This window comes from Pseudarthrobacter sulfonivorans, assembly GCF_014712225.1.
GTDB classification, from domain to species: Bacteria; Actinomycetota; Actinomycetes; order Actinomycetales; family Micrococcaceae; genus Arthrobacter; species Arthrobacter sulfonivorans.
This window is the reverse complement of record NZ_JACXBW010000028.1, coordinates 1-21,358: the sequence shown is the minus strand read 5'-3', so window position 1 is coordinate 21,358 and position 21,358 is coordinate 1. Positions and strand designations below refer to the sequence as shown.

Below are 21,358 nucleotides of genomic sequence, written 5' to 3'. Positions count from 1 at the left end.
GCTCGCGACGTGTGAACAGGATACGCCGCGGATCGGGTGGCAGCCAGATGTGGGCCGAACTGATAGCCAAGCCGCAATGTCATCGCAGAAAAATCCATTTGATTCTTGCGGGACGATAGTTACCGATATATCGTTAACTATCGGTGATAGGTTCACCGGTTGATAATTCGACAACGTATGAAGGGACGATGCCACCATGAAAGGCATTCACGATGACAAGTTTTTGGAACCGCCGTCCGGGCACGGAAAGTTTGAGCGCGGAAGGGGCCGGCGCGGGCCGCACGGGCACCGCGGCGGAGGGTTTGGCCCGGGATTCGGGCCGCGCGGCGGATTTGGACCGGGATTCGGCCCAGGGTTCGGGCCGGGCGCAGGGTTTGGTCCCGGATTCGGGCCAGGTTCGCGGCGGGCCAGCAGGGGGGACGTCCGCTGGGCGATCCTGTCGCTCCTGGCTGAAGCCCCTTCGAATGGTTACGGCCTGATCAAGACCATCGCCGAGAAGACCTCGGGGGCGTGGCGGCCCAGCCCGGGTTCGGTATATCCAACGCTCCAGCAGCTGGTGGACGAGGATCTCATCACGCCGCTCAGCGAGGGCAGGCGGACGGACTTCACCCTCACGGACGCCGGCAAGGCCTACGTGGCCGAGCACGCCGAAGAACTGGAGGGTGCCTGGAACACGGAGGCCGAAGGATCCGGGCCGGCATTCCACCAGAGTGTGGGGAAGCTGATGGGCGTTATTCATCAGTTCCGGAGCGCCGCGACAGAAGAGCAGCGTAATGCGGCAGTGGAGAAGCTCGACGAAACCCGCCGCGCGCTCTACCGGATCCTGGCCGATTAGCCAGGATCCGGCGTCGTGCGTTTCCTTGGAGAGTCCGGCGCCCGGAAAGTCCCGGACGCCCCGGGACGCCAAGGGGCGTCCCGGACAGGACTAGTTCGCTTCTTCCGCAGCCTTGCGCGCGGTGAACGGCAGGACGAGGCGGGAGTGGTGGTCGGCGTCGCGGTAGATCTTGTGGGTGACGGGGCGGCCCACGGGCAGGTGGAAGGCATCCGGCGGCAGCAGGGCGTTGTGTTCGTCGGCGAGCGGCTCGTCGTTGGAGAGTTCCACCACCAGGCGGTGGCCCGGCTTGAAGGTGTTCGCGAACGGGTAGAGCCGCAGTACGTATTCCTCGATGTTCCCCGGTTCCACCGGCACTGAGCGCGTGTGCGGGTGGTAGGGGTTGCCCTCGGTGGTGCGCTCGTCCAGCTCGCGGTGTGAGGCCTTGAGGTAACCGCTGGTGATGAGCTGGCGTTTGCCGTTGGGGGCGTAGTCCCACAGGCGCATGATGAAGTTCGTGTCCGGCTGGTCGATCTCCGCGAAGATGTGCGCGGCACCGGTACCGATGAGCTCCGTGTCCGTCTCGAACGTATCGGTGCTCCAGGACAGGATCTCCACCTTGTCCGTCACCGTCAGCGGTGCCTGGTAGAAGCCGTCCGGGGCGGCGTATTCCGCGCCCATGGGCTCGGATTCCGGGGACAGTTTGCCGCGCGGGCGCAGGTACAGGGACTTGTATTCCACGTCCTTGGGCGGCCACTGGTCCGCGGTGACCACTTCGCGGGAGCCTTCCACGAAGACGCTCACGGGCGGCTCGTCCATCACACCGTTCTCGATGCCCTTGATCCAGTAGTCGTACCACCGGAACATCTTGTCGTGCTCCTCGATGAAGGGGCGTGACTGCATCGGCGGGTAGGGGCCGATGTCCAGCTTCTTGGGGCCCTTGAGCTCGTTGTACAGCTCGATGGTGCCGTCCAGGGTCCAGCCGCGGCCCTGGTCGAGCTGCAGGTAGACGGGGATGTCGATGTTCGGGGCCAGGGTGATCGGGTTGCGCTCTTCGTACCAGTCGCCGTCGAGCTCGTTCATGACGATGTCGAACCAGGCCTCGTGGTTCTTCGGGTAGTGCAGGACGTGGACCAGGTTGGGCCAGGCGGCGACGTCCGGATCCTGCAGGCGCTCGGCGACGAGCTTCTTCAGCTCCTCCGGAGCGTACTTTTCAACCATGCGGGACTTGACGTTGTCGGTGAACGCCCAGCCGGAGTCGCCGCCGCGGCCCTCACGGGCGGCCCGGGGCATGAACCACATCACGCCGCCGTGGTAGGTGGTTTCGTAGAAGTCGTAGTGGCCGCCGGAGACGAAGATGGCCTTCAGGTGCGGCGGGCGTTCGGCCGCGGCCAGCACCTGCATGGAGCCGAAGTAGGAGATGCCCACCATGCCCACGTTGCCGTCGCACCAGGGCTGCGCGGCAACCCACTCGATGAAGTCGTACGCGTCCTGGCCCAGGGAAACACCGCCCGCGTTGTAGTTGCCGATGTGCTCGCCCCCGGACGCGCCGGAGCCGCGCAGGTCGCCGATGACGTGGACGTAGTCCTCCTTCACGATCCGGGCGATGTCACCGGCCTCGATGCAGCCGTCCCACATGGGGCTGGGACGCCGCTGCGGCGGGGTGGTCAGGGCGAGGGCCTGCAGCTCCTTGCCGTAGGGGCTCAGCGCCACCAGCGCCGGGCGCGGCTTGTCGTCGGTGCCCTGGTAGGCGTCCGCGGCGAGTTCGACGCCGTCGCGCATGGGGACCCGGAGGTCCTTGCGGACGGCGATCTTTTCCCCGCCGGCATTCACTAGCTGGAAGTCATCCACGAGTGCTTATCTCCTCATCTTCGGTCAAACGGTCGAACGTTGTGCGGTAGCCGTGCAGGGTTGTGAAGAACGGCGACGGCTCCAACGCGGGGTCCCCCTCGTAGCCGAGGTCCTCGGCCACGCGGGCGAACGGTGAATACGGCGAGTCCGAATCCTGCAGGCCGGCGGCCAGGCAACCGCACGCCGCTTCCTTGACCCGGGCCTCGATCTCCAGGCTGCCCTGGAGCGCTTCCCGCGCCTGATCGGCGTCGAGCTCGACACCGTACGGTGTGCCGTCCGCGGTCCGGTAGGGATGCCCCAGGTAGAGGTGCCGCGGTCGGATCTCGTCGCTGAGGTACTGAAGGCTGCTGCGGTAGCCGGCAGGGTCCACAAATCCGGGGAATCCGTTGGCCGCGCCGTGGACCTGGACAGCATCACCGACGAACACGTCGTTCTGTCCGTCAATCACGTAGGCCACTGAGCCCGGGGTGTGGCCAGGGATCGAGTGAACGGAGACGGTGACGTCCCCGCCGAGGGAAATGGTTTCACCGCCCCGCACCAGCATCGTGGGCTCCATTTCGCCGGAGATGACCGCGTTGGTGGCCGCCGTCAGCTTGGCCTCGCCGTCGGGGTCGTTCAGATACCGCGCCCGCCCGGAAAGGTATTCGTCCACGTGGGCCCGGCGTGAGCGCAGCAACGGCGCGTCGGCCTCGTGGATGACCACCTGGGCACGCCTTCCGGTGAGCTCCCACAGCGCGTACGCGCCGCCGATGTGGTCGATGTGTCCGTGGGTCAGGAAGATCCAGCGGACGTCCTCGATCCGGCGGCCGATCGCCTCCAGTGCCGGCACCATGCCTTCAGCTGGCGAGGATGCGATCCCCGTGTCCACGATGGCGGGCTCCGGTGCATCGATGAAGAAGCTGTAGAGCCCGAAGCGGCCCCACGGGGAGACCAGGGGATGGACGGCGACCCGTTCGGTCACCGCCCGGCCCTCGCGTTCAGGAAGCCGGCTGCCTCACGGAAGGGCCGGTGGAACTCCGGGATCCAGGAGAAGTTCTGGACGAAGCCGTGGTTGGCCCCTGCATAACGGCTGACCGTGGCGTCCACTCCGGCATCCCGCAGCCGCTGGGCGTAGAGCTCGCCTTCGTCCCGCAGGGGGTCGTGCTCGGCCGTGATGATGAGGGCCGGCGGCAGGCCGGTCAGGTCTTCGCGCTTGATGGGGGAGACCAGGGGGTCGGCCGGATCAGCGCCGCTGTCGAGGTAGAACGCGTTGAACGGCTTGAGCCCTGCGGTTTCGAGTCCATACCCGACGGCGTTCTCCCGCATCGACGGGTACCGGTCCTCGTCGAAGTCCAGGTCCACGGACGGGTAGAACAGGATCTGGTGCGTGACGCCGTCGAACCCGTCATCGTGGGCCCTGGCGGCGACGGCGGCGACAAAGTTGCCGCCGGAGCTGTCGCCGGCGATGGCCAGGTTCTTGCCGTCCCAGCCCAGGGTATTGCCCTGGTCGGCGGCCCAGCGGACCACCGCATAGCAGTCCTCGAGGCCGGCCGGGAAGGCAGCCTCGGGGGCTAGCCGGTAGCCCACGGAGATGACCTTGTAGCCGGTTTCCTTGGCCAGCGACCGCGCAACATGGTCGTGCGTGTCCAGGCTGCCCAGGAAGAATGCGCCGCCGTGGAAGTACACCAGCACGCCGTAGGCATCGGCCTCGGCCGGCGTGTAGATGCGGACGGGCACCTCGCCGGACTTGGTGACGGCTGTGACGTCTTCGACAGCGTGCAGCGGCAGCCGGTCGGCGAGTGGGGCCACCTGTGCAGCCTCGCCGGCACGCATCGCGGCAGGGTTAAGCGGCGAACCGTCAGGAGCCGGGATGGTGGTGAGGATCTTGGCGATTTCGGGATGGATGGTCATGGCGTTAGGCCTTCGCTGCGGCCGCAGGCGTCTGGGACGTGGGCTTCTGGCCGGGGAAGACGTCGTTGACCTCATCCTCTGACCAGCCCTGGCGGGAGATGCGCTGCAGCTCGTCGGTCACCGGCTTCCGTGTGGCCTGGTAGAGGGCCAGTGCTTCCCTGACGGAGCCGGCCTGGGCAAGTGCATCGGCGATGGCGCCGGCGTCCTCGATGGCCGAGTTGGCACCCTGTCCCTGGTGGTGCAGCATCGAGTGCGCGGCATCACCCAGGAGCGCGACGGAGTCCGTGTGCCAGTTGTCCACCGGGTCGATGTCGTAGACGGCGCGGATGCTGACGGTGTCCAGGTCCAGGCCACGGGTCATGTTCACGATCCGCTCATCGAAGCCCTGCACCGTTGCCACCATGTCCTCAACGGTGACCTCGGGCGCCCAGGTGCTGTCCGGGTTCAGGGCGGTGATGTCGAAGGAGACCTGGTTGCGGTGGCGCAGCGGCAGCAGGTAGACCTTGGTGCCCCGGCCGATGTACATGCGCAGGTTGTCGTCGTTGATCATGCCTTGCGCGTCGTCGAGGGAGATCACGGCGCGGTAGGCGTGTTCGCCGGAGAACACCGGGCCCTTGTCGCTGAACAGCTGCTGGCGGACCACGGACTTGATGCCGTCGGCACCGATCACCAGGTCAGCCTCGGCCGTGACTCCGTTGGCGAAAGTCAGGACGGAAGTCGCGCCGCGGTCCTCGATGCCCTCCAGCTTGTGGCCGAGGCGCACCATGCCCTCGGGGAGCACGCCCAGGAGCGCTTCGATGAAGTCGCCGCGGTGGATGAGGTAGGTCCGGGTTTCGTCGCCGGACACGGGCCAGCTGTCTTTCATGATGGGCTGGTCGGTGGCCGTGAGGATCTCAAAGTAGTCGCTGGGGGAGCTGACCCTGGCGATGGCGTCGAAGGTGCCCCACTGGCGGAACCGCTCCATGGTGGCGGGGCGCAGGCCGATGCCGGCACCGACTTCGCGGATCTGGCTGGCCTGTTCGTAAACGGTGACGTCCGCGCCGAGCAGGCTCAGGGCCTTGGCCGCGGCAGCGCCGCCGTAGCCGGCGCCGACGATGGCGATCTTGAGGTTCTGGATTTCTGAAGCCTTCATTGGTTCAACTCTTTCTAAAGCGCAGGGCGGGCCCTGGAAGATGTGGTGGCTGTCGCCGGGGTCAGACGGTCAGCGACAGGAAGTCGGCCGGGTTGTCCTCGAGCAGGAGTTTGAGGGTGGCGTCATCGATACCGGCTGCGCGCATGTCGGGGATCATGTCCTCGAAGACGTAGTTGATGGTGTGGCCCTTGACGCCCGGCCAGCCCAGGGGGCTGCAGTTGGCATCGGCCGAGACCAGGAGCTTGTCCGCGTAGCCCTTGTTGACGAGGTTGACGAAGTGCTCCATGCGTTCGGCGCGCTTGCGGCCCCAGAACGGCGGATCGGGCAGTTCGAGGTCGTAGCCGAACGTATCGAACCCGATCCGGCCGCCCTGCTCGTAGATCCAGTCGTGCGGGGTGATCGGAGCGTTCAGGCCGTCGTCGGCGTGGCCGAAGAGCACACGGTCCAGGGGGAGGCCCTCTTCGTTGAAGATGCTCACGGCAGGCTCCGGGTCGATGGCCAGGTGGGTCAGGATCGGCGCTCCGGTGACGACGGCGGCGCGGGCCGCGGCGCGGTAGATGCGCTTGTCCAGGTCCGTCATCCGTCCGCCGCGGCTCACGCCGACCTTGATGACGCCGGCCTTGGCGCCGGTGTTGCCGATGCCGACGGTGATCTCGTGGATGAAGACCTTCGCAAGGTAGTCCACGGTGGCGCGCGAAAAGTGCGGGAGTGCGGTGTCGCCACCCACGAAGCCGGTGCAGGCCACGATGTGCACGCCCGTCTTCCGGGACAGTGACTTGTAGTAGTCGACGTCGCGTCCGTTGCAGATGCCGGTGGCGTCCACGAACGTACCGCCGCCGTATTCGCGGAACTTCCGCAGCTTCGGCACGGTTTCCTCGTACGCCTGTTCAGGCGTCTTCCACCATTTTGTGTCCAGTTCGGACCCGGGCATGCCGTAGCCGATGTGTTCGTGGACCGCCACGATTTCCAGTTCTTCGGCCGGGATGGTTCCCAGCACGGTGTTGACCTTGGTCATTCGTTCACCTCAGAGGTTCTCAAGCTTGGTGTGGGTGGGCCGACGGGTGCTTAGCGCACGGTCAGCAGGTTGCGCGGGTTGTCCACCAGGATGCGCCGGGCGTCTTCTTCACTCAGGCCATGGGACTTGAGGAAGGGCACGAACGTGGTCAGGACGTGGCTGAAGGGCAGGTTGTACTCGGGCAGGCCCTTGGCCACGCCGATGGAGTTGCCCGAAAGGATGATCTTGTCCGCGTGGCCGGCCTTGACCAGCTCAAGGACCAGGTCGGCGCGCTCCTGGTCGGTGACGTAGTCCGCGTGGTCGTTCAGGCCTGCATGGTCGATGCCCACGAACGCCCCGCGGTTGGCCACCTCGACGGCCGAGCCCTTGGCGTCCCTCCGGTCCAGATCGCCGACGAGCACCCGGTCGGCCCCGATCTGCTCGTCCAGGACGATATCCAGGTCGTGCAGGACATCCGCGCCGAAACGGATGGAGACCGGCACACCGGTGTTCCTGGCGGCGCGGGCGGAGCCGCGGAACAAGCTTTCCTCAGTCGGCGTCATGCCGGCGCGGTCGGCGATGGTGGCCACGATGCCGGCAGCAGCACGCCGCTCGACCCGGGGAACCACCATGCCCTCAGTGACCTCCTTGCCGAAGAGCTCGGCGAACTTCTCGGCAGGCCACGGGGTGGGCGGGTTGGTCTGCGGGGTCAGGAAGTAGCCGCCGAGTTCTTCCTCGGGCCCGAGGCCGGTGGAGGCGACGATGTGAACGCCGGTTGAGCGGGAGAGTGCCTCGTACAGCTTCAGGTCGCGGCCATGGAACATGCCGGTGCTGTCCACGATGGTCTGCCCGCCGTGCTCGCGGAACTCCTTGAGCTTTGCGGCGAGGGCCTCGAAGATCTCCGCCCGGTCCATGGAGATGTCCGGGGCGTACTGCGCGCCGGGGAGTACCGACAGGAGTGCCTCGTGAACCGCGACGACGCCCAATTCGTGGACCGGAACGGGGCCGAGGACCGTGTTGACGGTTGGCCCCGCCGGGGCATGGAACGCGTCGCCGGTGGCGACGGGTGGGGTGTGACTCACGTGGCTTCTCCCTCGAAGGTGGGGTTGGTGAATGCTGGTGGGCTGCAGAGCCGGACCGTGCGGTCGCTCCGCTTGCAATGTAGCCAGCATCACATATTTCTATACATAGTGTCAAGGAAATAGTCGGAATGTTTGCCAGCTTGGGATCACGGCGTTTATGAAGCCAACATTCCGTACGTCCTCTTGACATTATGTAAAGATTCACGCCAGAATGTGGGCACCGCCACACATCAATAAGCCACGCGCTGGATCCATCCGGTTCCGGCGCATCCCGTGAGAATCGACCGGAGACAAAGGAGTTTCATCGATGAGTCAGACCCTTAAGGTGTCGAGCCGCGGCTCGGTACGGGCCACCTTCGTGGCCGCCTACAGTGCGGTCACTTTGGCCCAGATCACCAACGCCCTGCCAGGTGCCCTCAGCGGCACGTTTGCGGTGGAATTCCACACCTCGGGTGCAGGCCTGACCTGGATTGCCGGCATGTTCCTGATGGGCATCGTGGTGTTCGAGCTCAGCTGGGGCCTCCTGGGTGACATGTTCGGACGCAAGAAGCTGCTCTATGTCGGCGCTGCAGTCAGCGTTGTCGGCTCCGTACTCGCCGCCTTGGCGCAGACCACCGAAATGATGATCTTCGCGCAGGCGGTGGGCGGCATCGGGGCGGGCATCCTGTTCCCCATCTCGCTGTCCATGATCGCGGCGATCACCCCGGACCACCGGGCCCGGGCGAAGGTCATCGCCACATGGGCAGGGTTCCTGTCCCTCGGTGCGGTGATCTCCCCGGTCCTCGCCGGTTTCACGGCGCAGTTCTTTACCGTGCCGGGCGTTGCTCCGGGCGCACCGAACGCGTTTAGCGGCTGGCGGGCGGCCTACCTGGTTGCGGCCGCCCTTGCCGTGCTCGTCCTCATTGTCGCGCTCCGTGCGAAGGACTCGGCGGCAGCTGAAGGGCGCAAGCTGGACCTCCCCGGCCAGTTCACGCTCGCGCTCGGCCTCATCGCCGTCCTCTACGCCACGGTGACCGCGGTGGACGCCGGCTTCGGCAGCGCCCAGGTGATAGCCAGCTACGTCGCCGGCGTGATCCTCCTTGTTGCCTTCGTCATCATCGAATCACGCACCGCCGAGCCCCTGATTCACCTGTCGCTGTTCAAGAACAGTGCCTACTCGATCACCGGCATTGTCGCGGTCACCGGCATGTTCGCCTTCCTCGCGATCTGCTTCAGCACAAGCGTCGCCGTCAGCGGGCTCGCCCTTGCCGAGACCTGGAAAGTCGGCGTGCTGTTTGTCTTCATCCAGGGTCCCGCATTCGCCTTTATCCCGGTGGTGGGATGGCTCATCCACCACGTGGCCCCGCGCTGGGTGCTCACCGCGGGCTTCGCCCTCATGGCCGTCTCCGGTTTCTGGCTCTCGACCTTCGCCCTCGGCACGCCTGAGGCTTTCGGCGGCACGCCGTGGACCGCCTTCATCCCGCCGCTTCTGGTGCTTGGCATCGGGTTCGCCCTCACCGTCGGGTCCGTCACCGCTGTCGCCATCAACACCGTCCCGCCGAAGGACATTGGAATGGCCTCGGCCACGACGAACCTCCTGCGCGACCTTGGCTTCGCCCTTGGCCCCGTTGTCGGCTCAGCCATCGCCTTCGGCATCGGGGCCACGGCCTTCGCGGGTCCCCTTGCCGGGATCCTCGGCGGGGCCGGGCTGCCGGCAGAGGCCGTCAGCGGGCTGGCGAACGTGCCGCCGCTGGGCTTCCTCTCCGGCTGGGACGGCGTGATCGCCCAGTTCTCCGGCCAGGCAGCAGCCGGCGGCGCACCCGTCCCCGCCGTCGACGGCATGGTCCAGGCCCTCAACGCCGCGCAGCCGCAAATCCAGGGCTTGGCGGGCACATCGCTGGGCCAGGGCTTCCAGGCTGTGTACTTCACCGCGGGTATCGCGGCGACCCTGTCCGCCGTCCTTACCCTCTTCATCTCGGCACGCAGCTCCGCCCCGATGACCGATGCCATCGCCGAGGCCACCGAAGAAAACGCCGGGGCTGTTGTCTAGGCAGACGGCCGTCCTTTCCACCAAAACTTCACCGAACGATTTTCTAGCCGCAAGGAGAACACCGTGACTGCACCCATCCAGTCAGACATCGACATCTGGGCTGACGATATCCTCGTCGATCCCTACCCCACCTACGCCGAGCTCCGCGAGCAGGCTGCGGCGGTCCACCTCCCGAAGAATGACCTCTACGTCCTGACACGCTATGACGCCATCCGCGACGCCCTCGGTGATCCGGAATCGTTCTCGTCCGCAAGCATCGGCTTCAACCCCATGGTCAACGGGGCACTGCAGGGCACCTCCCTTGCCTCCGACCCGCCCGTGCACACCCAGCTGCGCGCCGTTCTCTCGCAGAACCTCACGCCCCGGGCGCTCCGCGGCTTGAAGGTGGTCATCGATGAAAAGGCTGACAAGCTCGTCGCCGAGCTCGCTGACAGCGGCAGCTTCGAGGCCATCGATTCCCTGGCCCGGGCCTTCCCGATCGAGATCGTAGCCGACCTCATCGGGTTCCAGGGACACGTCAAGGACAACATGCTCCGCTGGGGCCAGGCCGCCATGCAGGTTCTCGGGCCGCTGAACCAGCGCACGCAGGAGAGCTTCCCGATTGCCGGTGAGCTGTACGGCTGGTGCTCCTCGGTCACCGCCGAAGACCTCGCGCCCGGCTCCATCGGGCGCGGAATCTTCGACGCCGAGGCCCGGGGCGAGATCCCGGAAGGCTCCGCAGGGCACATCATCCACCAGTACCTCGGTGCCGGCGTCGATACGACCATCGCCTCGATCGGGAACATCGTTGCGCTGTTTGGGCGCCACGCGGAGCAGTTCGACCTGGTCCGGGCCAACCCGGAACTGGTTCCGGCAGCCTTCGCAGAGGTGCTGCGCTACTGGGCGCCGGTCCACATCTGGGGCCGCAAGGCAACCCGCGATGTGGAGATCGACGGCGTGACCATCCCCGCCGGTGCGCAGGTGGGCATCCTGTTCGGCGCCGGAAACCGCGACCCGCGGCACTACGAAAACCCCGACACCTTCGACGTCACGCGCAACCCCGTGGACCATTTGTCCTTCGGCTACGGCCCGCACGGCTGTGCCGGCCAGGGGCTGGCCAAACTCGAAGCGCATGCGGTCATCGAGGCCCTCGCCCGCCGCGTTCAGACCCTGACCATCGGCGACGAAGTGAGGGAGCCGAGCAACATCACACGGAGCATCGAGAAACTCCAGGTAGAGAAGGTAGTGGCAGTATGAAGATCGAACTCGACCGGCCGCGCTGCGAGGGACATGGCCTCTGCGAGGAGGCCGCACCGCAGCTGATGCACCTGGATGACGACGGCGAACTTGTCATCGATGTCCCTGACGTGGACGGGGCCGAGCTGGATGCCGCGAAGGCGGCCGTCAGGATCTGCCCGGTCGCCGCGCTGCGATTGGCCGCGGCATGACGATGCGCCGGATCGTGGTGGTGGGCAATGGCATCGCCGGGCTTACGGCGTGCGACTCGCTGCGCTCCACTGGCTTCGACGGTGAGCTGACCGTTGTGGGCGCGGAACGGCACCAGCCTTACAGCCGGCCTGCCCTGTCAAAAGCACTGCTTCACGGCGACGACGACCTGCAGGCCCACGAACTGCCTCAGCCGACCCACGACGCCACCGAGCTGCTCGGCGTCAGCGCCAGTGGCCTGGACGTCGACGCCCGGGTGGTTCGATTGGATGGCGGTGGTGAGTTGCCGTATGACGGCCTGGTCATTGCCTCCGGTTCCCGGGCGAAGCGGCTCGCCCCGCTCGACGGGGCTGCGGCGCCGCAGCGGGGAGGCACCCGCGGACAACTCCCTTCCCGGGAGCTCACGCTGCGAACCATTGAGGATGCGGTCCTCCTCAAGGAACTGGTCGCATCGCGCCCTTCGGTCATTGTCATCGGCGGCGGACCGCTCGGCATGGAGGTCGCCTCCGGGTGCCTGCACATGGGGTGCGAGGTCACCCTTGTTTCCGATGTCACTCCGCTGTCACGTCAGCTCGGCGTCCATCTCGCGGGCATCTTCACGTCGGCGGCCATACGGCGCGGACTGAAAGTGGGTGGTGGCGGGAGGGCCCGCCTGGCGGGTTCCGACGGCGGGCGTCGGGTTGTCCTGGCCGACGGCACCGAACTCGAAGCGGACCTCGTGGTCACCGCCATTGGCGATGAGCCGAACGTCGAGTGGCTGGCGGGCTCGGGACTCCTTAACAACGGGTCGCTGCGCGTGGATTCACGCGGGCGGCTCCGGCCGGACATCGTCGCCGCCGGAGATGTGGCGTTCTTTCCCACCCTCCGCGGCGTGCAGCGGATTCCGCTGTGGACGAGCGCCATCGACCAGGCCAAGGCAGCCGCCGTCGGACTCCTCCAGGGTGACGCCGCACCCGGGTTCACCTTCCAGCCCTACTTTTGGACAGAAGGCTTCGGTCTTGCGCTCAAGGCGGTGGGCTTCACCCCGGTCGTCGGCAAACCGGATTATTGCGAGGCGGGCGAGGGTACCGACTCGCTGTTGCTGCGCTGGGAGCACCAGGACGGTTCCGGGACTGCCGCTGCGATCAACTACCGGATCCCCATCCCCAAACTGCGGCGACTGGCCAACGCCGGTCCTGAAGTCCTCCAGCGGACCGTGGCGGCGGGCGTCTGATGTGTCCTGCACCCTTTCCGTTATGGCGCGTCAGGCCTGTCCCCGCATACCGCTTCGCTGCGTGCGTTCGGCCGCCGCACGCCACCGATAGGATGGACTTATGTCGTCGCTGCGAGAAGCCCAGAAACAGCTGACCCGGGACGTCATCGTCGAACGGGCCCTCAAACTGTTCACCGAGAAGGGCTACGCCGCTACGACCATCGATGAGGTTGCTGCTGCGGCCGGAACCACCCGGGCAACGTTTTATGCCTATTACCCTTCGCGGGCTGATCTGATGCGGGACTTTATGGCGCGCGTCAACGCCGTGCTGGAGCGCGCCGACGCCCCCGAACAGGGCTCCACCGCGGCCGAGCTGGTGGACGTCGTGCGTGCGGGCGAACTGTCAGGCATCCTGGCCTGGCTCGAGTCCCGCGCGGCTCTGTGGCCGGTCTTCCGTCCGTACCTCGACGTGCTCGACGAAGCCGCAGCCGTCGATCGTGAGGTCCGGGCCATGCTTGAGGGATGGCACGAAGAGGTCATCTCCGACCTCGTCCGGGGCATGCAGCTGGCTGGCCGCTTCCCGGAAGAGACGCGCCATATCCGGGGAACGCTCGCATTCACCTCGCTCGACTATGTAGCCACGCTTTGGACGCGCCGTAAGTTTGAACCAAACCGCGAACATGCACTCGAGGTGCTGGCGGACAGCTGGCACCACCTTCTATGTGATGAAGGCTGACGCTTAGGCGAAGGAATCTTCCTTGGCGCCGCCGGCTGGACGTGGGGAAGCGTCGACGGCGGGATCCGCCACTGCCGCGGACCTGGCGGGCATCCGGTGGCCCAGCGGGTTGAAGTGGCCGGCGAAGATCTCAGCGAAGGAGTAGGCAGTCTCGGCGTGCTCGGACAGGTCCACGCCCGCAGTTTCGGCCTCATGGCTGACACGGAAGCCGATGAACCGGTTGATGGCCCGGCCGATGATCAGGGTGACGACGCCGGACAACAGGACGGTGACCATTACCGCTGCGGACTGCGCCACCAGCTGCTGGAAGCCGCCGCCGTAGAAGAGGCCGCCGCCTTCACCGTCAACCGGGAGGGCGATAAAGCCCAGGGCCAGGGTTCCGATGAGGCCGGCGCCGAGGTGGACGCCCACCACATCCAGGGAGTCGTCCAGGCCGAAACGGTATTTCAGGTCAACAAACACGCAGCAAGCTGCCCCGGCTACCAGGCCCAAGCCGATTGCGGCCACTGGGCTGATGTTGGCACAGGAGGGCGTGATGGCCACCAGGCCGGCGACCACGCCCGACGCTGCACCCAGCGAGGTGGGGTGCCCGTGGCGGACCTTCTCTACGAGCAGCCAGCTGAGCATGGCCGCGGCCGGAGCAACCAGGGTGTTCACCCAGATCAGGCCGGCCTGCTCGGCCGTGGTGGCGGCGCCGCCGTTGAACCCGAACCAGCCGAACCAGAGAATGGCCGCACCGAGCATGATGAAGGGGACATTGTGCGGGCGGTGGCTTGGGTCCTTCGCAAAACCGTGACGCTGCCCTACCACCAGGGCCAAGACCAGGGCCGCCGTTCCCGAGCTGATTTCCACTACCGCGCCGCCGGCAAAGTCGATCACCTGGCCGAAGACTGCGGTCATGGCACCGCCTGCGCTCATGAGCCCGCCGCCCCAGATCATGTAGGCGAGGGGGCAGTAGACCAGCGTCACCCAGACCGGCACAAACACGGCCCAGGCGCTGAACTTGGCGCGGTCCGCAATGGCGCCGCTGATCAGTGCCACAGTGATGATCGCGAACGTGGCACTGAAACCGGCTTTGATCAGATCGGGGGAGCCCATGAGGCTCTGCAGGCCGAAGTTGGCGAACGGGTTCCCGAAGATGCCCAGGAAGCCCTCACCCGTGGTCATGGAATAGCCCCACAGAACCCAGACAACCCCTACGAGTCCGGCGGAGATGAAGCTCATCATGATCATGTTGAGGGCGGCTTTGGCCCGGGTCATGCCGCCGTAGAACAGGCCCAGCCCGGGGGTCATGAGCAGCGCCATTGCCGCCGCGATCATCAGCCAGACATGTTGCGCAGTGAGATGCACCGGCGTCCCTTCCCATTGATCCAGATCTCCGGGACTTCTGCCCGGGCAATCCCCCTGATCAATCGTCGTGGTGCCGTGTTTCGTTCTGTACCGCAGCACGTTGCGTGCTTGTTACGTAACGGGCCGTTGCGTGAAAACCGCGTAACCGCCATGTTTCGCGCAGGTTAAATGGGGGCCCGCCGGAGGCGTAAGACCGGGCGACGACGGTGGAACGCGGCCCCGCATTTCCTGAACGTCACCAGCTGCTCACCGCCCGTCCCGGCTACTGCTTGTAACCCTCCACCTCGCTGACGGAGCGGGTGGACGCCTCGTCCGGATTCTCGCCGGACTCCAGCTTGGCACGGCGCTGCCGCAGCAGATCCCAGCACTGGTCCAGGCTCTCTTCCACCTGCCTCAGCCGCGTCCCGTCCGGTGCTTTGCCAGCGCCGGACGCTTCGCGGAGTTCGTGCTCTTCCGCGACGAGCGCCTGAATGCGGCCTAAAATGTCCTGATCGTTCATGGCTTCTCCTTGGCTCCTTGGCGGGTCCCCTCAGGCTAATGAGTCCCGCTGGAAGTCACCAGCGATATTTCCGGGGGCCCAACCACCGGTAGCATCATTTCCATGCCCACCGTGCTCGAAATGGCAGGTCCCATCCTGGAGGTCCTGACCTGGTTGTGCCTGCCTGCCGGGCTTGGCCTGCTCTTCTACTCCGGTATCCTGCGCCGTTTTGTGCACCCGTGGTCTGTGGCTGAAGCCGTGGTCTACGCGGACGAGAGCGGAACGGGGTTCCGCTGGTTCGACCGCAAATTCCAGGTCCACCACGCGCCGATGTCGCCTTATGACATCAGGGAGCTGGCCGTCGGTGACACCCTGCCGATCTACTACCACCCCAAGCGCCCCACCCAGTGGCAGACCGCAGCGCCCGAGGAGGTGGGGAGAACCGCCGTCGTGCTTGGCCGCGTGCTCACCGGAATCGGCGCCGCGGCGCTCATCGTTGGGTTCTTCCTGCCGATGTTCTGACCCCCAAGGTGAGGCCGCCGTGCCCTGGTCTTAACAACTGCCATGGCCTGGCGTGTTGCCCATGGCTGCCGGACCCAACGCGGGTTTGGACGGACCCGCATCCGATGCAATCGGGGCCTAGGCGGCCAGCACCACACCAATGCCAAGCGCGCCCAGGACGACCCCGGCAAAGGCGGTCCAGAGCACAGCGGAGGTATCGGCGTCGATACTCTCCCGCGTGATGCCGCGGGCGCTGGCGCCATAGCGGCGACGCTGGGTGAAGTAGATGGCCGCCGCGGCGGCGGCGGACACAGCGAACAGCAGCAGGATGGGCCATCCGTGGTGGGGGAGCCAGCGCAGGAAAATAGCGCTGACGGTCACCAGGGCCAGCATGGTCCGGCCCCACGCCAGCGTGGTCCGTTCGGGCTGGAGCCCGGGATCGCCGTGCGGCGCCGGGTCCGGCACCCTGGTGCGCGCCATAACGCTAACGCCAGAGGATAAAGACGAGGACGACGGCGGCAGCCAGGGCCCCGGCGCCGGCCAGCAGCGGAACGATAAGCGGCAGCGGGAGCGGGGTTTTGTTGCGCATGCTCCGCTCCACGCGGAGCCAGCGCCCTGCGGCGCCGGCGCTCAGCAGCATGCCAAGGAGCAGAAGCAGCACGGCCAGACTCTTGCGGACGGGCTCAAGGAAGAGGTCCGAGGTGAAGGCCTCGAGGGCGATGCCGCCGGCCAGGAGCGCCAGCGCGGTGCGGATCCAGGCGAGGAAGGTCCGTTCGTTGGCGAGGGTGAAGCGCGGGTCGGGTTCGGTGCCGCCGGGCAGCAGCCGTTCGGCTATCCGTCCGCGCGACGGCGGGGGAGGCAGCGACGGCGGGGTCGACGGCGGCAGGGGACCGCTCGGAGGGGGCTGGTTGCTGGACACGGGGCCAGTTTAGCCGCCGGGAATGCGGTCGCTGTGTCGCGTCAGCCGGCGTTCCGTGGTGCGAACATGATGACGGCCACGCCCGCCAGGCAGATTACGGAGCCCGCTACGTCCCACCGGTCCGGCCGGAAGCCGTCAAAGATCATGCCCCAGGCCAGCGAGCCGGCCACGAACACACCACCGTAGGCCGCCAGGATCCGGCCGAAATGGGCATCGGGCTGCAGGGTGGCAACAAAACCGTAGACGCCCAGGGCAATGACGCCGAGCCCCGCCCACCACCAGTCCTTGCCTTCGCGGACGGCCTGCCACACGAGCCAGGCGCCGCCAATTTCAGCCACCGCGGCCAGGACGAAAAGCACAGCCGTTTTGGCGATCGACGCCGTCTCAGCAGGAATGTTCACAGGTTCATCATGCCAGCCGGGAATGCAGTCGCTGCCGGGGCACTTAGGCCAAACATGCTGCGTATCGGATTCCTCTCCTTCGGTCAATGGGGCCCGGCCAGGATTCACAGACCAGAACTGCGGGCGAGGCCCTGCTGCAGGGCATTGAGCTTGCGGTCGCCGCGGAGGGACCAGGTGGGGGTCATTGACGGCCTGACCGCCCGCTTCGGCAAGACGTACGCCGGCGCCCCGGACGTCCTGGCTGAGCAGTTGGCGGCCGACGCCGCCGTCCAGTCAGCCGACACGCTGCTCCTGACGGTTACCAACCAGCTGGGCGTGGATTTTAATGCCAAGATGCTGGGCAATATAGCCCGGCGCATTGCTCCGGCCGTCGGCTGGACGCCGGCCGGCTCTTGATCCGGCGTAATTCCGCTGGGTGATCGGGCAAGGGATATCCTGAGAGGGTGCGGGCCATTGCGGCCCGGCTATTCCCACGGCCTAGAGAGGGTCACTATGTCCGAGAAGCTCCACCTGAAGCCGGAAGACGAGTTTCCGGATGATCTGTCCACCATTCCGGACCGGGAGCTGCAGATTCTGGACAGCCAGGTTCAGCGTCAACTGGACTATGAGTACGTGGCCGAGGGCGAACCGAACCCGGAGACGGAGTTCCGGCACGAGGACCTGGACGAGGAATTCGAGGAGCGGGACCGCCGCTGAAAACCGCCCTCTGCCGTCGGGCTGGCCCGTCCCGGCGACCTGCTGTGGAAATAAGTCAGCATCCTTACTAATATTCTTCTGGAACCATCAACGAGCCGCAGCCGTTAGGCTTATAGCGGGCTTGGGGGATCGAACTGCCCACTATTACAGCATGGCTGCGCAACGGTCAGGAGAGAGAAACATGGCTCGCGCCGCTAAAGGAATACTTGCATGATCCGGCTACGTCAGCTGGCCCAGGCTGCCTCCGTCTTGACCTCACCCTTGTCGCCCGAAGATGTGCTGGCGCTGTTCAACCCTGTCTTCTCCGCGCGCCAGCTGCGCGGCGTGGTGACCCGGGTAGTCCAGGAAACTGCGCAGTCGGCCACCATCTTTTTCCGCCCCGGCCGCGGTTGGCACTCACACCTGGCCGGCCAGTGGGCGCGCATCGGCGTTGAGCTCGACGGGGTCCGCCACTGGCGCTCGTACTCCCTGAGTGCCCCCGCGGGCAAGGACCCCGCCATCACCGTCACCGACGTCGGCGCCGTTTCGGGCACCCTGGTACGCACCACCAAGCCCGGCGACGTCCTGTTCCTCGCCCCGCCGCAGGGTGACTTCATCCTCCCGGAGCACCCGCGGCCGCTGCTGATGGTCACCGCGGGAAGCGGCATTACTCCGGTGATGTCCATGATCCGCACGCTGGTCCCGCGCCGCCCGGACGCCGACGTCGTGCTGGTGCACTCGGCCCGCACCCCCGGCGAGAGCCTTTTCCGCGAGGAACTTGCCGAACTGGCCGACCAGTTCCCCAACTTCCGCCTGGCCCACTGGTACACGGGCGAGCAGGGCAGGATGGACCTGACCAACACCGCAGAGCTTGACCAGATCTGTCCGGACTGGAAGGAACGCGCCGCCTACGCCTGCGGCCCGGACAGTTTCCTGGACGACGCCGAGGCGCTGTGGAAGCAGGCCGCGCTCACCACCGCTGCCCCCGGTTCGGACGTCGCGATCGCCGGTGATCCCGGCAACCTCATGATCGAACGCTTCAACACCACCTTCGCCGGAGGTGTGGGGCACGACGGCGGCCTGGTCACCTTTGAGGCGTCGGACCGGGAAATCGACGCCGACGGCGACACCCCGCTGCTCGACGTCGGCGAGGACGCCGGGGTGCTGATGCCCAGCGGGTGCCGGATGGGCATCTGCCATAGTTGTCTTACCCCGCTCCTGGCCGGACAGGTCCGTGATCTTCGCACCAACGAGATCCACGGCGAGCCCGGCCAACTGATCCAAACGTGTGTCTCGGCAGCCGCCGGACCCGTCAACCTCGAACTCTGAGGAGCCTCACCGCATGTCAGTAGTTTCAGAAAACAAGACAGTTTCCGAAGGCAAGACCGCCCCCTCCGGAGCGTCAAGGACGCGCCCCGGAGCGCTGGCCGAGTCCGGCAGCCCTTCGGTCCGCCCTCCCACGGCCGCGCACCTTTCGGATGAGCAGGTAGCTGAGCTGGGGCGGGAACTCGACGCGATCCGCGACGACATCCTCGCCAAGCGCGGAGCCTCCGACGCCGCCTACATCCGGCGGATCATCAAGGTCCAGCGCGGGCTGGAAATCTCGGGCCGCGCGGCACTCCTGGTCAGCAAGAACAAGGCGGCCTGGGTTACCGGCACCACGCTCCTGAGCCTGGCCAAGATCCTCGAAAACATGGAAATCGGGCACAACGTGCTGCACGGCCAGTGGGACTGGATGCGGGACCCGGACATCCACTCCACCACCTGGGAGTGGGACTTCGTCACCCCCTCGCGCTCCTGGCAGCACACCCACAACGACCTCCACCACCGCTGGACCAACGTGGTGGGCAAGGACAACGACGTCGGGTACAACCTCCTGCGCATGGACGAGAGCCAGCCGTGGGTGCCCGCGAACCTGGGCAACCCGCTGTACAACGCCATCCTGGCACCCCTTTTCGAGTGGGGCATCGCCATCTACGACCTCGAGCTCACCGATTTCAAAGAGGGCAGGAAGTCCAAGGAGGCCCTGCTCAAGGACCTCAAGGCACTGGGCAAGAAGGTTGTCACCCAGTTCACGAAGGACTACGCGGCCACTCCCGCCGTCGCCATGCTCACCGGCTCCGGCAAGCAGGCCCTCTACGGCACCCTGACCGCAAACGCCGTCCGTAACGTCTGGGCACACGCGGTGATCTTCTGCGGCCACTTCCCGGAAGGCACGGACACCTTCAGCGAGGAAATGGTTGAAGGCGAAACCCGCGGTGACTGGTACGTCCGCCAGATGATCGGCTCAGCCAACATCTCCGGGTCCAAGTTCATGCACCTGATGACCGGCAACCTGTCGCACCAGATTGAGCACCACCTCTTCCCGGACCTGCCGTCCAACCGGTATGCCGAGGTAGCCCCGCTGGTCCGCGAAATCTGCGAGCGCTACGGCCTGAAGTACACCACAGGTCCGCTGCTGAAGCAGGTGGGTTCAACCTGGGGCAAGATCTTCAGGCTGGCACTGCCGGGCAAGGCCGCACAGGCCTAAGGCGGCAGAGCACAACAGACGGTGGAGGGGCCAGGCGAATGCCTGGCCCCTCCACCGTCTGCCGCTTCCTTCTACTTTTTCAGGAAGGCGAGCAGGGCCTCGTTGACCTCCGCGGCGTGCGTCCACAGCATGCCGTGCGGGGCGCCGTCGATCTCCACATACTCGGCGCTGGGCAGCGCCTTGGTGAACCGGCGGCCGGTCACGTCGATGGGCAGGATGTTGTCCGCCGTGCCGTGCACAATCAGGGCAGGAACATCGATCTTGGGGATGTCTGCCCGGAAGTCGGTCAGCCAGGTGGGCTGGGCTGCGACCAAGGCGGTGGCTCCTGCGGCGGCCGCCACATTCCAGCTGGCATCCACTGCTTCCTGGCTGAGGCGGGGGGTGCCCAGGAACGTGTCGGTGTTGTAGAAGTTCTTAAAGAACTCCCTCAGGAACGCGTACGGGTCCGCGGTGACGGCTTCGGTGAGCCCGTCAAAGACATCCTGCGGAACGCCTTCGGGATTGTCGTCGGCCTTCAGGAGGAAGGGTTCCAGCGATCCCAGGAAGGCTGCGCGGGCAACCCGGGCCGATCCGTAGGTGCTGATATACCGGGCCACTTCGCCGGTGCCCATGGAGAAGCCCACCAGCGCGGCATCGTTCAGGTCCAGGGCGGTCAGGAGGGTGTCCAGGTCGGCTGCGAAGGTGTCATAGTCGAAGCCTTCGGTGGTCTTGCTGGACTGGCCGAACCCCCGGCGGTCGTAGGTGATGACCCGGAACCCGGCCGCCAGGAGTGCGGTGGTCTGCTTCTCCCAGGAGGCGCCGTTTAGCGGGTAGCCGTGGATCAGGACCACCGGCTGTCCGCTCCCGTGATCCTCGTAGTAAAGCTCGATGTCTGTGCTGTTCTCGGTTCCAACGTTTACGTAGGCCATCAGCGGTCCTTTCGAAGGTTCGGAATCAGGTGCAGGGCAGAACGCGCAAAGCCGCGCCCGGCATTCCCTACTCTAGGGAACGCCCGGCGCGGCTCCAAGGGCGCGGCTACTGGGGCGCGGCTACTGGGAGGGCTGGGGCAGTTCGCACTCAATCTTGGGATTGACGCCCATGTAGTTCAGGGGACCCGCCACGATGGTCACGGCCACCGTTCCCGCCTGGGCGCAGGTTCCGGGGGCGCCGCCGAAGTAGCCGCGCTGCCAGGCGGCGATTCCGCCGATGATCAGCCAGATGACAATCAGTGCTCCGAGAAACTTCATAATGTCCTCCCCTGGCCGTGGCCGCCCGTGCGTTCAAGTATGCGCCGTTATCCGGAATGCGCACAGGGTCAGGGGAGGCGGGCCGAATCCGCCCGCCTTCCCCCACCCCCGGACGCTCTCTCACTTAATGCAGGAA

At 66.3% G+C, this 21,358-nt stretch carries 23 protein-coding genes and 1 pseudogene; 11 read left to right on the top strand and 13 right to left on the bottom strand.

The genetic code is table 11. The features are described from left to right. Positions 1–196: 196 nt before the first annotated feature. Positions 197–835 (top strand): PadR family transcriptional regulator, encoded by a 639-nt coding sequence (locus IAQ70_RS21995; protein WP_190992084.1) that lies wholly within the window; start codon positions 197–199, stop codon positions 833–835. 90 nt (positions 836–925) lie between these two features. Here IAQ70_RS21995 and IAQ70_RS21990 read toward each other — a convergent pair whose 3' ends face one another. The 6 genes from IAQ70_RS21990 to IAQ70_RS21965 all read right to left on the bottom strand — a co-directional run bounded on the left by IAQ70_RS21990 (position 926) and on the right by IAQ70_RS21965 (position 7,760). Continuing rightward, positions 926–2,662, bottom strand: a complete 1,737-nt coding sequence (locus IAQ70_RS21990; protein WP_190992083.1) for a CocE/NonD family hydrolase — start codon at positions 2,660–2,662, stop codon at positions 926–928. After that, entirely contained in the window at positions 2,655–3,623 is a 969-nt protein-coding gene (locus IAQ70_RS21985; RefSeq protein WP_190992082.1) for an MBL fold metallo-hydrolase, read from the bottom strand. Before IAQ70_RS21985 ends, IAQ70_RS21990 begins: the two co-directional genes overlap by 8 nt. Next, positions 3,620–4,552 (bottom strand): alpha/beta hydrolase, encoded by a 933-nt coding sequence (locus IAQ70_RS21980; RefSeq protein WP_190992081.1) that lies wholly within the window; start codon positions 4,550–4,552, stop codon positions 3,620–3,622. Before IAQ70_RS21980 ends, IAQ70_RS21985 begins: the two co-directional genes overlap by 4 nt. A gap of 4 nt (positions 4,553–4,556) precedes the next feature. Beyond that, positions 4,557–5,684 (bottom strand): FAD-dependent oxidoreductase, encoded by a 1,128-nt coding sequence (locus tag IAQ70_RS21975; RefSeq protein ID WP_190992080.1) that lies wholly within the window; start codon positions 5,682–5,684, stop codon positions 4,557–4,559. Between the two features lie 61 nt (positions 5,685–5,745). Beyond that, positions 5,746–6,699 (bottom strand): phosphotriesterase family protein, encoded by a 954-nt coding sequence (locus IAQ70_RS21970; protein ID WP_190992079.1) that lies wholly within the window; start codon positions 6,697–6,699, stop codon positions 5,746–5,748. Positions 6,700–6,749: 50 nt separating this feature from the next. After that, positions 6,750–7,760: a phosphotriesterase family protein gene (locus IAQ70_RS21965; protein WP_317983745.1), complete on the bottom strand. Its 1,011-nt coding sequence runs from the start codon at positions 7,758–7,760 to the stop codon at positions 6,750–6,752. A gap of 307 nt (positions 7,761–8,067) precedes the next feature. Between IAQ70_RS21965 and IAQ70_RS21960 the strand changes: the two genes are divergently transcribed. The 5 genes from IAQ70_RS21960 (at position 8,068) to IAQ70_RS21940 (ending at position 13,142) form a co-directional block, all read left to right on the top strand. Beyond that, positions 8,068–9,789 carry an MFS transporter gene (locus IAQ70_RS21960; protein ID WP_190992077.1) on the top strand — a complete coding sequence of 574 codons (1,722 nt, stop codon included), beginning with the start codon at positions 8,068–8,070 and terminating at the stop codon, positions 9,787–9,789. 63 nt (positions 9,790–9,852) lie between these two features. Beyond that, complete coding sequence (locus tag IAQ70_RS23235) at positions 9,853–11,025, top strand: cytochrome P450 (RefSeq protein ID WP_190992076.1); 1,173 nt, start codon at positions 9,853–9,855, stop codon at positions 11,023–11,025. Continuing rightward, a complete protein-coding gene (locus tag IAQ70_RS21950; protein WP_190992075.1) occupies positions 11,022–11,216 on the top strand; it encodes a ferredoxin in 195 nt (64 codons plus the stop codon). Before IAQ70_RS23235 ends, IAQ70_RS21950 begins: the two co-directional genes overlap by 4 nt. Next, positions 11,213–12,427, top strand: coding sequence for an NAD(P)/FAD-dependent oxidoreductase (locus tag IAQ70_RS21945; RefSeq protein WP_190992074.1), 1,215 nt, complete (start codon positions 11,213–11,215; stop codon positions 12,425–12,427). The genes IAQ70_RS21950 and IAQ70_RS21945 overlap by 4 nt, the downstream gene beginning before the upstream one ends. A gap of 100 nt (positions 12,428–12,527) precedes the next feature. Further along, the gene (locus tag IAQ70_RS21940; RefSeq protein ID WP_190992073.1) at positions 12,528–13,142 is read left to right on the top strand and encodes a TetR/AcrR family transcriptional regulator; all 615 of its coding nucleotides are present in this window, start codon (positions 12,528–12,530) and stop codon (positions 13,140–13,142) included. Positions 13,143–13,145: 3 nt separating this feature from the next. Here IAQ70_RS21940 and IAQ70_RS21935 read toward each other — a convergent pair whose 3' ends face one another. Together IAQ70_RS21935 and IAQ70_RS21930 are read right to left on the bottom strand one after the other, a co-directional pair. Further along, complete coding sequence (locus tag IAQ70_RS21935; RefSeq protein ID WP_190992072.1) at positions 13,146–14,492, bottom strand: ammonium transporter; 1,347 nt, start codon at positions 14,490–14,492, stop codon at positions 13,146–13,148. Positions 14,493–14,754: 262 nt separating this feature from the next. Next, entirely contained in the window at positions 14,755–14,991 is a 237-nt protein-coding gene (locus tag IAQ70_RS21930) for a DUF2630 family protein (protein WP_190992071.1), read from the bottom strand. A 102-nt stretch (positions 14,992–15,093) separates the two neighbouring features. Here IAQ70_RS21930 and IAQ70_RS21925 point away from each other — a divergent pair, with 102 nt between their 5' ends. After that, positions 15,094–15,492, top strand: coding sequence for a DUF3592 domain-containing protein (locus IAQ70_RS21925; protein ID WP_190992070.1), 399 nt, complete (start codon positions 15,094–15,096; stop codon positions 15,490–15,492). Positions 15,493–15,609: 117 nt separating this feature from the next. Here IAQ70_RS21925 and IAQ70_RS21920 read toward each other — a convergent pair whose 3' ends face one another. From IAQ70_RS21920 to IAQ70_RS21910, 3 genes are all read right to left on the bottom strand, one after another. Continuing rightward, the gene (locus IAQ70_RS21920) at positions 15,610–15,951 is read right to left on the bottom strand and encodes a DUF202 domain-containing protein (protein ID WP_190992069.1); all 342 of its coding nucleotides are present in this window, start codon (positions 15,949–15,951) and stop codon (positions 15,610–15,612) included. A 4-nt stretch (positions 15,952–15,955) separates the two neighbouring features. After that, the gene (locus tag IAQ70_RS21915; RefSeq protein ID WP_190992089.1) at positions 15,956–16,357 is read right to left on the bottom strand and encodes a YidH family protein; all 402 of its coding nucleotides are present in this window, start codon (positions 16,355–16,357) and stop codon (positions 15,956–15,958) included. Positions 16,358–16,431: 74 nt separating this feature from the next. Continuing rightward, positions 16,432–16,791 (bottom strand): YnfA family protein, encoded by a 360-nt coding sequence (locus IAQ70_RS21910; RefSeq protein ID WP_190992068.1) that lies wholly within the window; start codon positions 16,789–16,791, stop codon positions 16,432–16,434. Between the two features lie 165 nt (positions 16,792–16,956). Here IAQ70_RS21910 and IAQ70_RS21905 point away from each other — a divergent pair. The 4 genes and pseudogenes from IAQ70_RS21905 to IAQ70_RS21890 all read left to right on the top strand — a co-directional run. Continuing rightward, a pseudogene (locus tag IAQ70_RS21905) lies at positions 16,957–17,187 on the top strand (LLM class flavin-dependent oxidoreductase); the annotation flags it as partial. Between the two features lie 96 nt (positions 17,188–17,283). Continuing rightward, positions 17,284–17,487, top strand: a complete 204-nt coding sequence (locus IAQ70_RS21900; RefSeq protein ID WP_190992067.1) for a hypothetical protein — start codon at positions 17,284–17,286, stop codon at positions 17,485–17,487. A 210-nt stretch (positions 17,488–17,697) separates the two neighbouring features. Then, a complete protein-coding gene (locus IAQ70_RS21895) occupies positions 17,698–18,795 on the top strand; it encodes a ferredoxin reductase (RefSeq protein ID WP_190992066.1) in 1,098 nt (365 codons plus the stop codon). A gap of 13 nt (positions 18,796–18,808) precedes the next feature. Continuing rightward, the gene (locus tag IAQ70_RS21890) at positions 18,809–19,996 is read left to right on the top strand and encodes a fatty acid desaturase family protein (RefSeq protein WP_190992065.1); all 1,188 of its coding nucleotides are present in this window, start codon (positions 18,809–18,811) and stop codon (positions 19,994–19,996) included. A 71-nt stretch (positions 19,997–20,067) separates the two neighbouring features. On the opposite strand, the gene IAQ70_RS21885 is transcribed toward IAQ70_RS21890, so the two are convergent. Next, positions 20,068–20,904, bottom strand: a complete 837-nt coding sequence (locus tag IAQ70_RS21885; protein WP_190992064.1) for an alpha/beta fold hydrolase — start codon at positions 20,902–20,904, stop codon at positions 20,068–20,070. A gap of 120 nt (positions 20,905–21,024) precedes the next feature. Next, positions 21,025–21,222: a hypothetical protein gene (locus IAQ70_RS21880; protein ID WP_190992063.1), complete on the bottom strand. Its 198-nt coding sequence runs from the start codon at positions 21,220–21,222 to the stop codon at positions 21,025–21,027. Positions 21,223–21,358 lie beyond the last annotated feature (136 nt).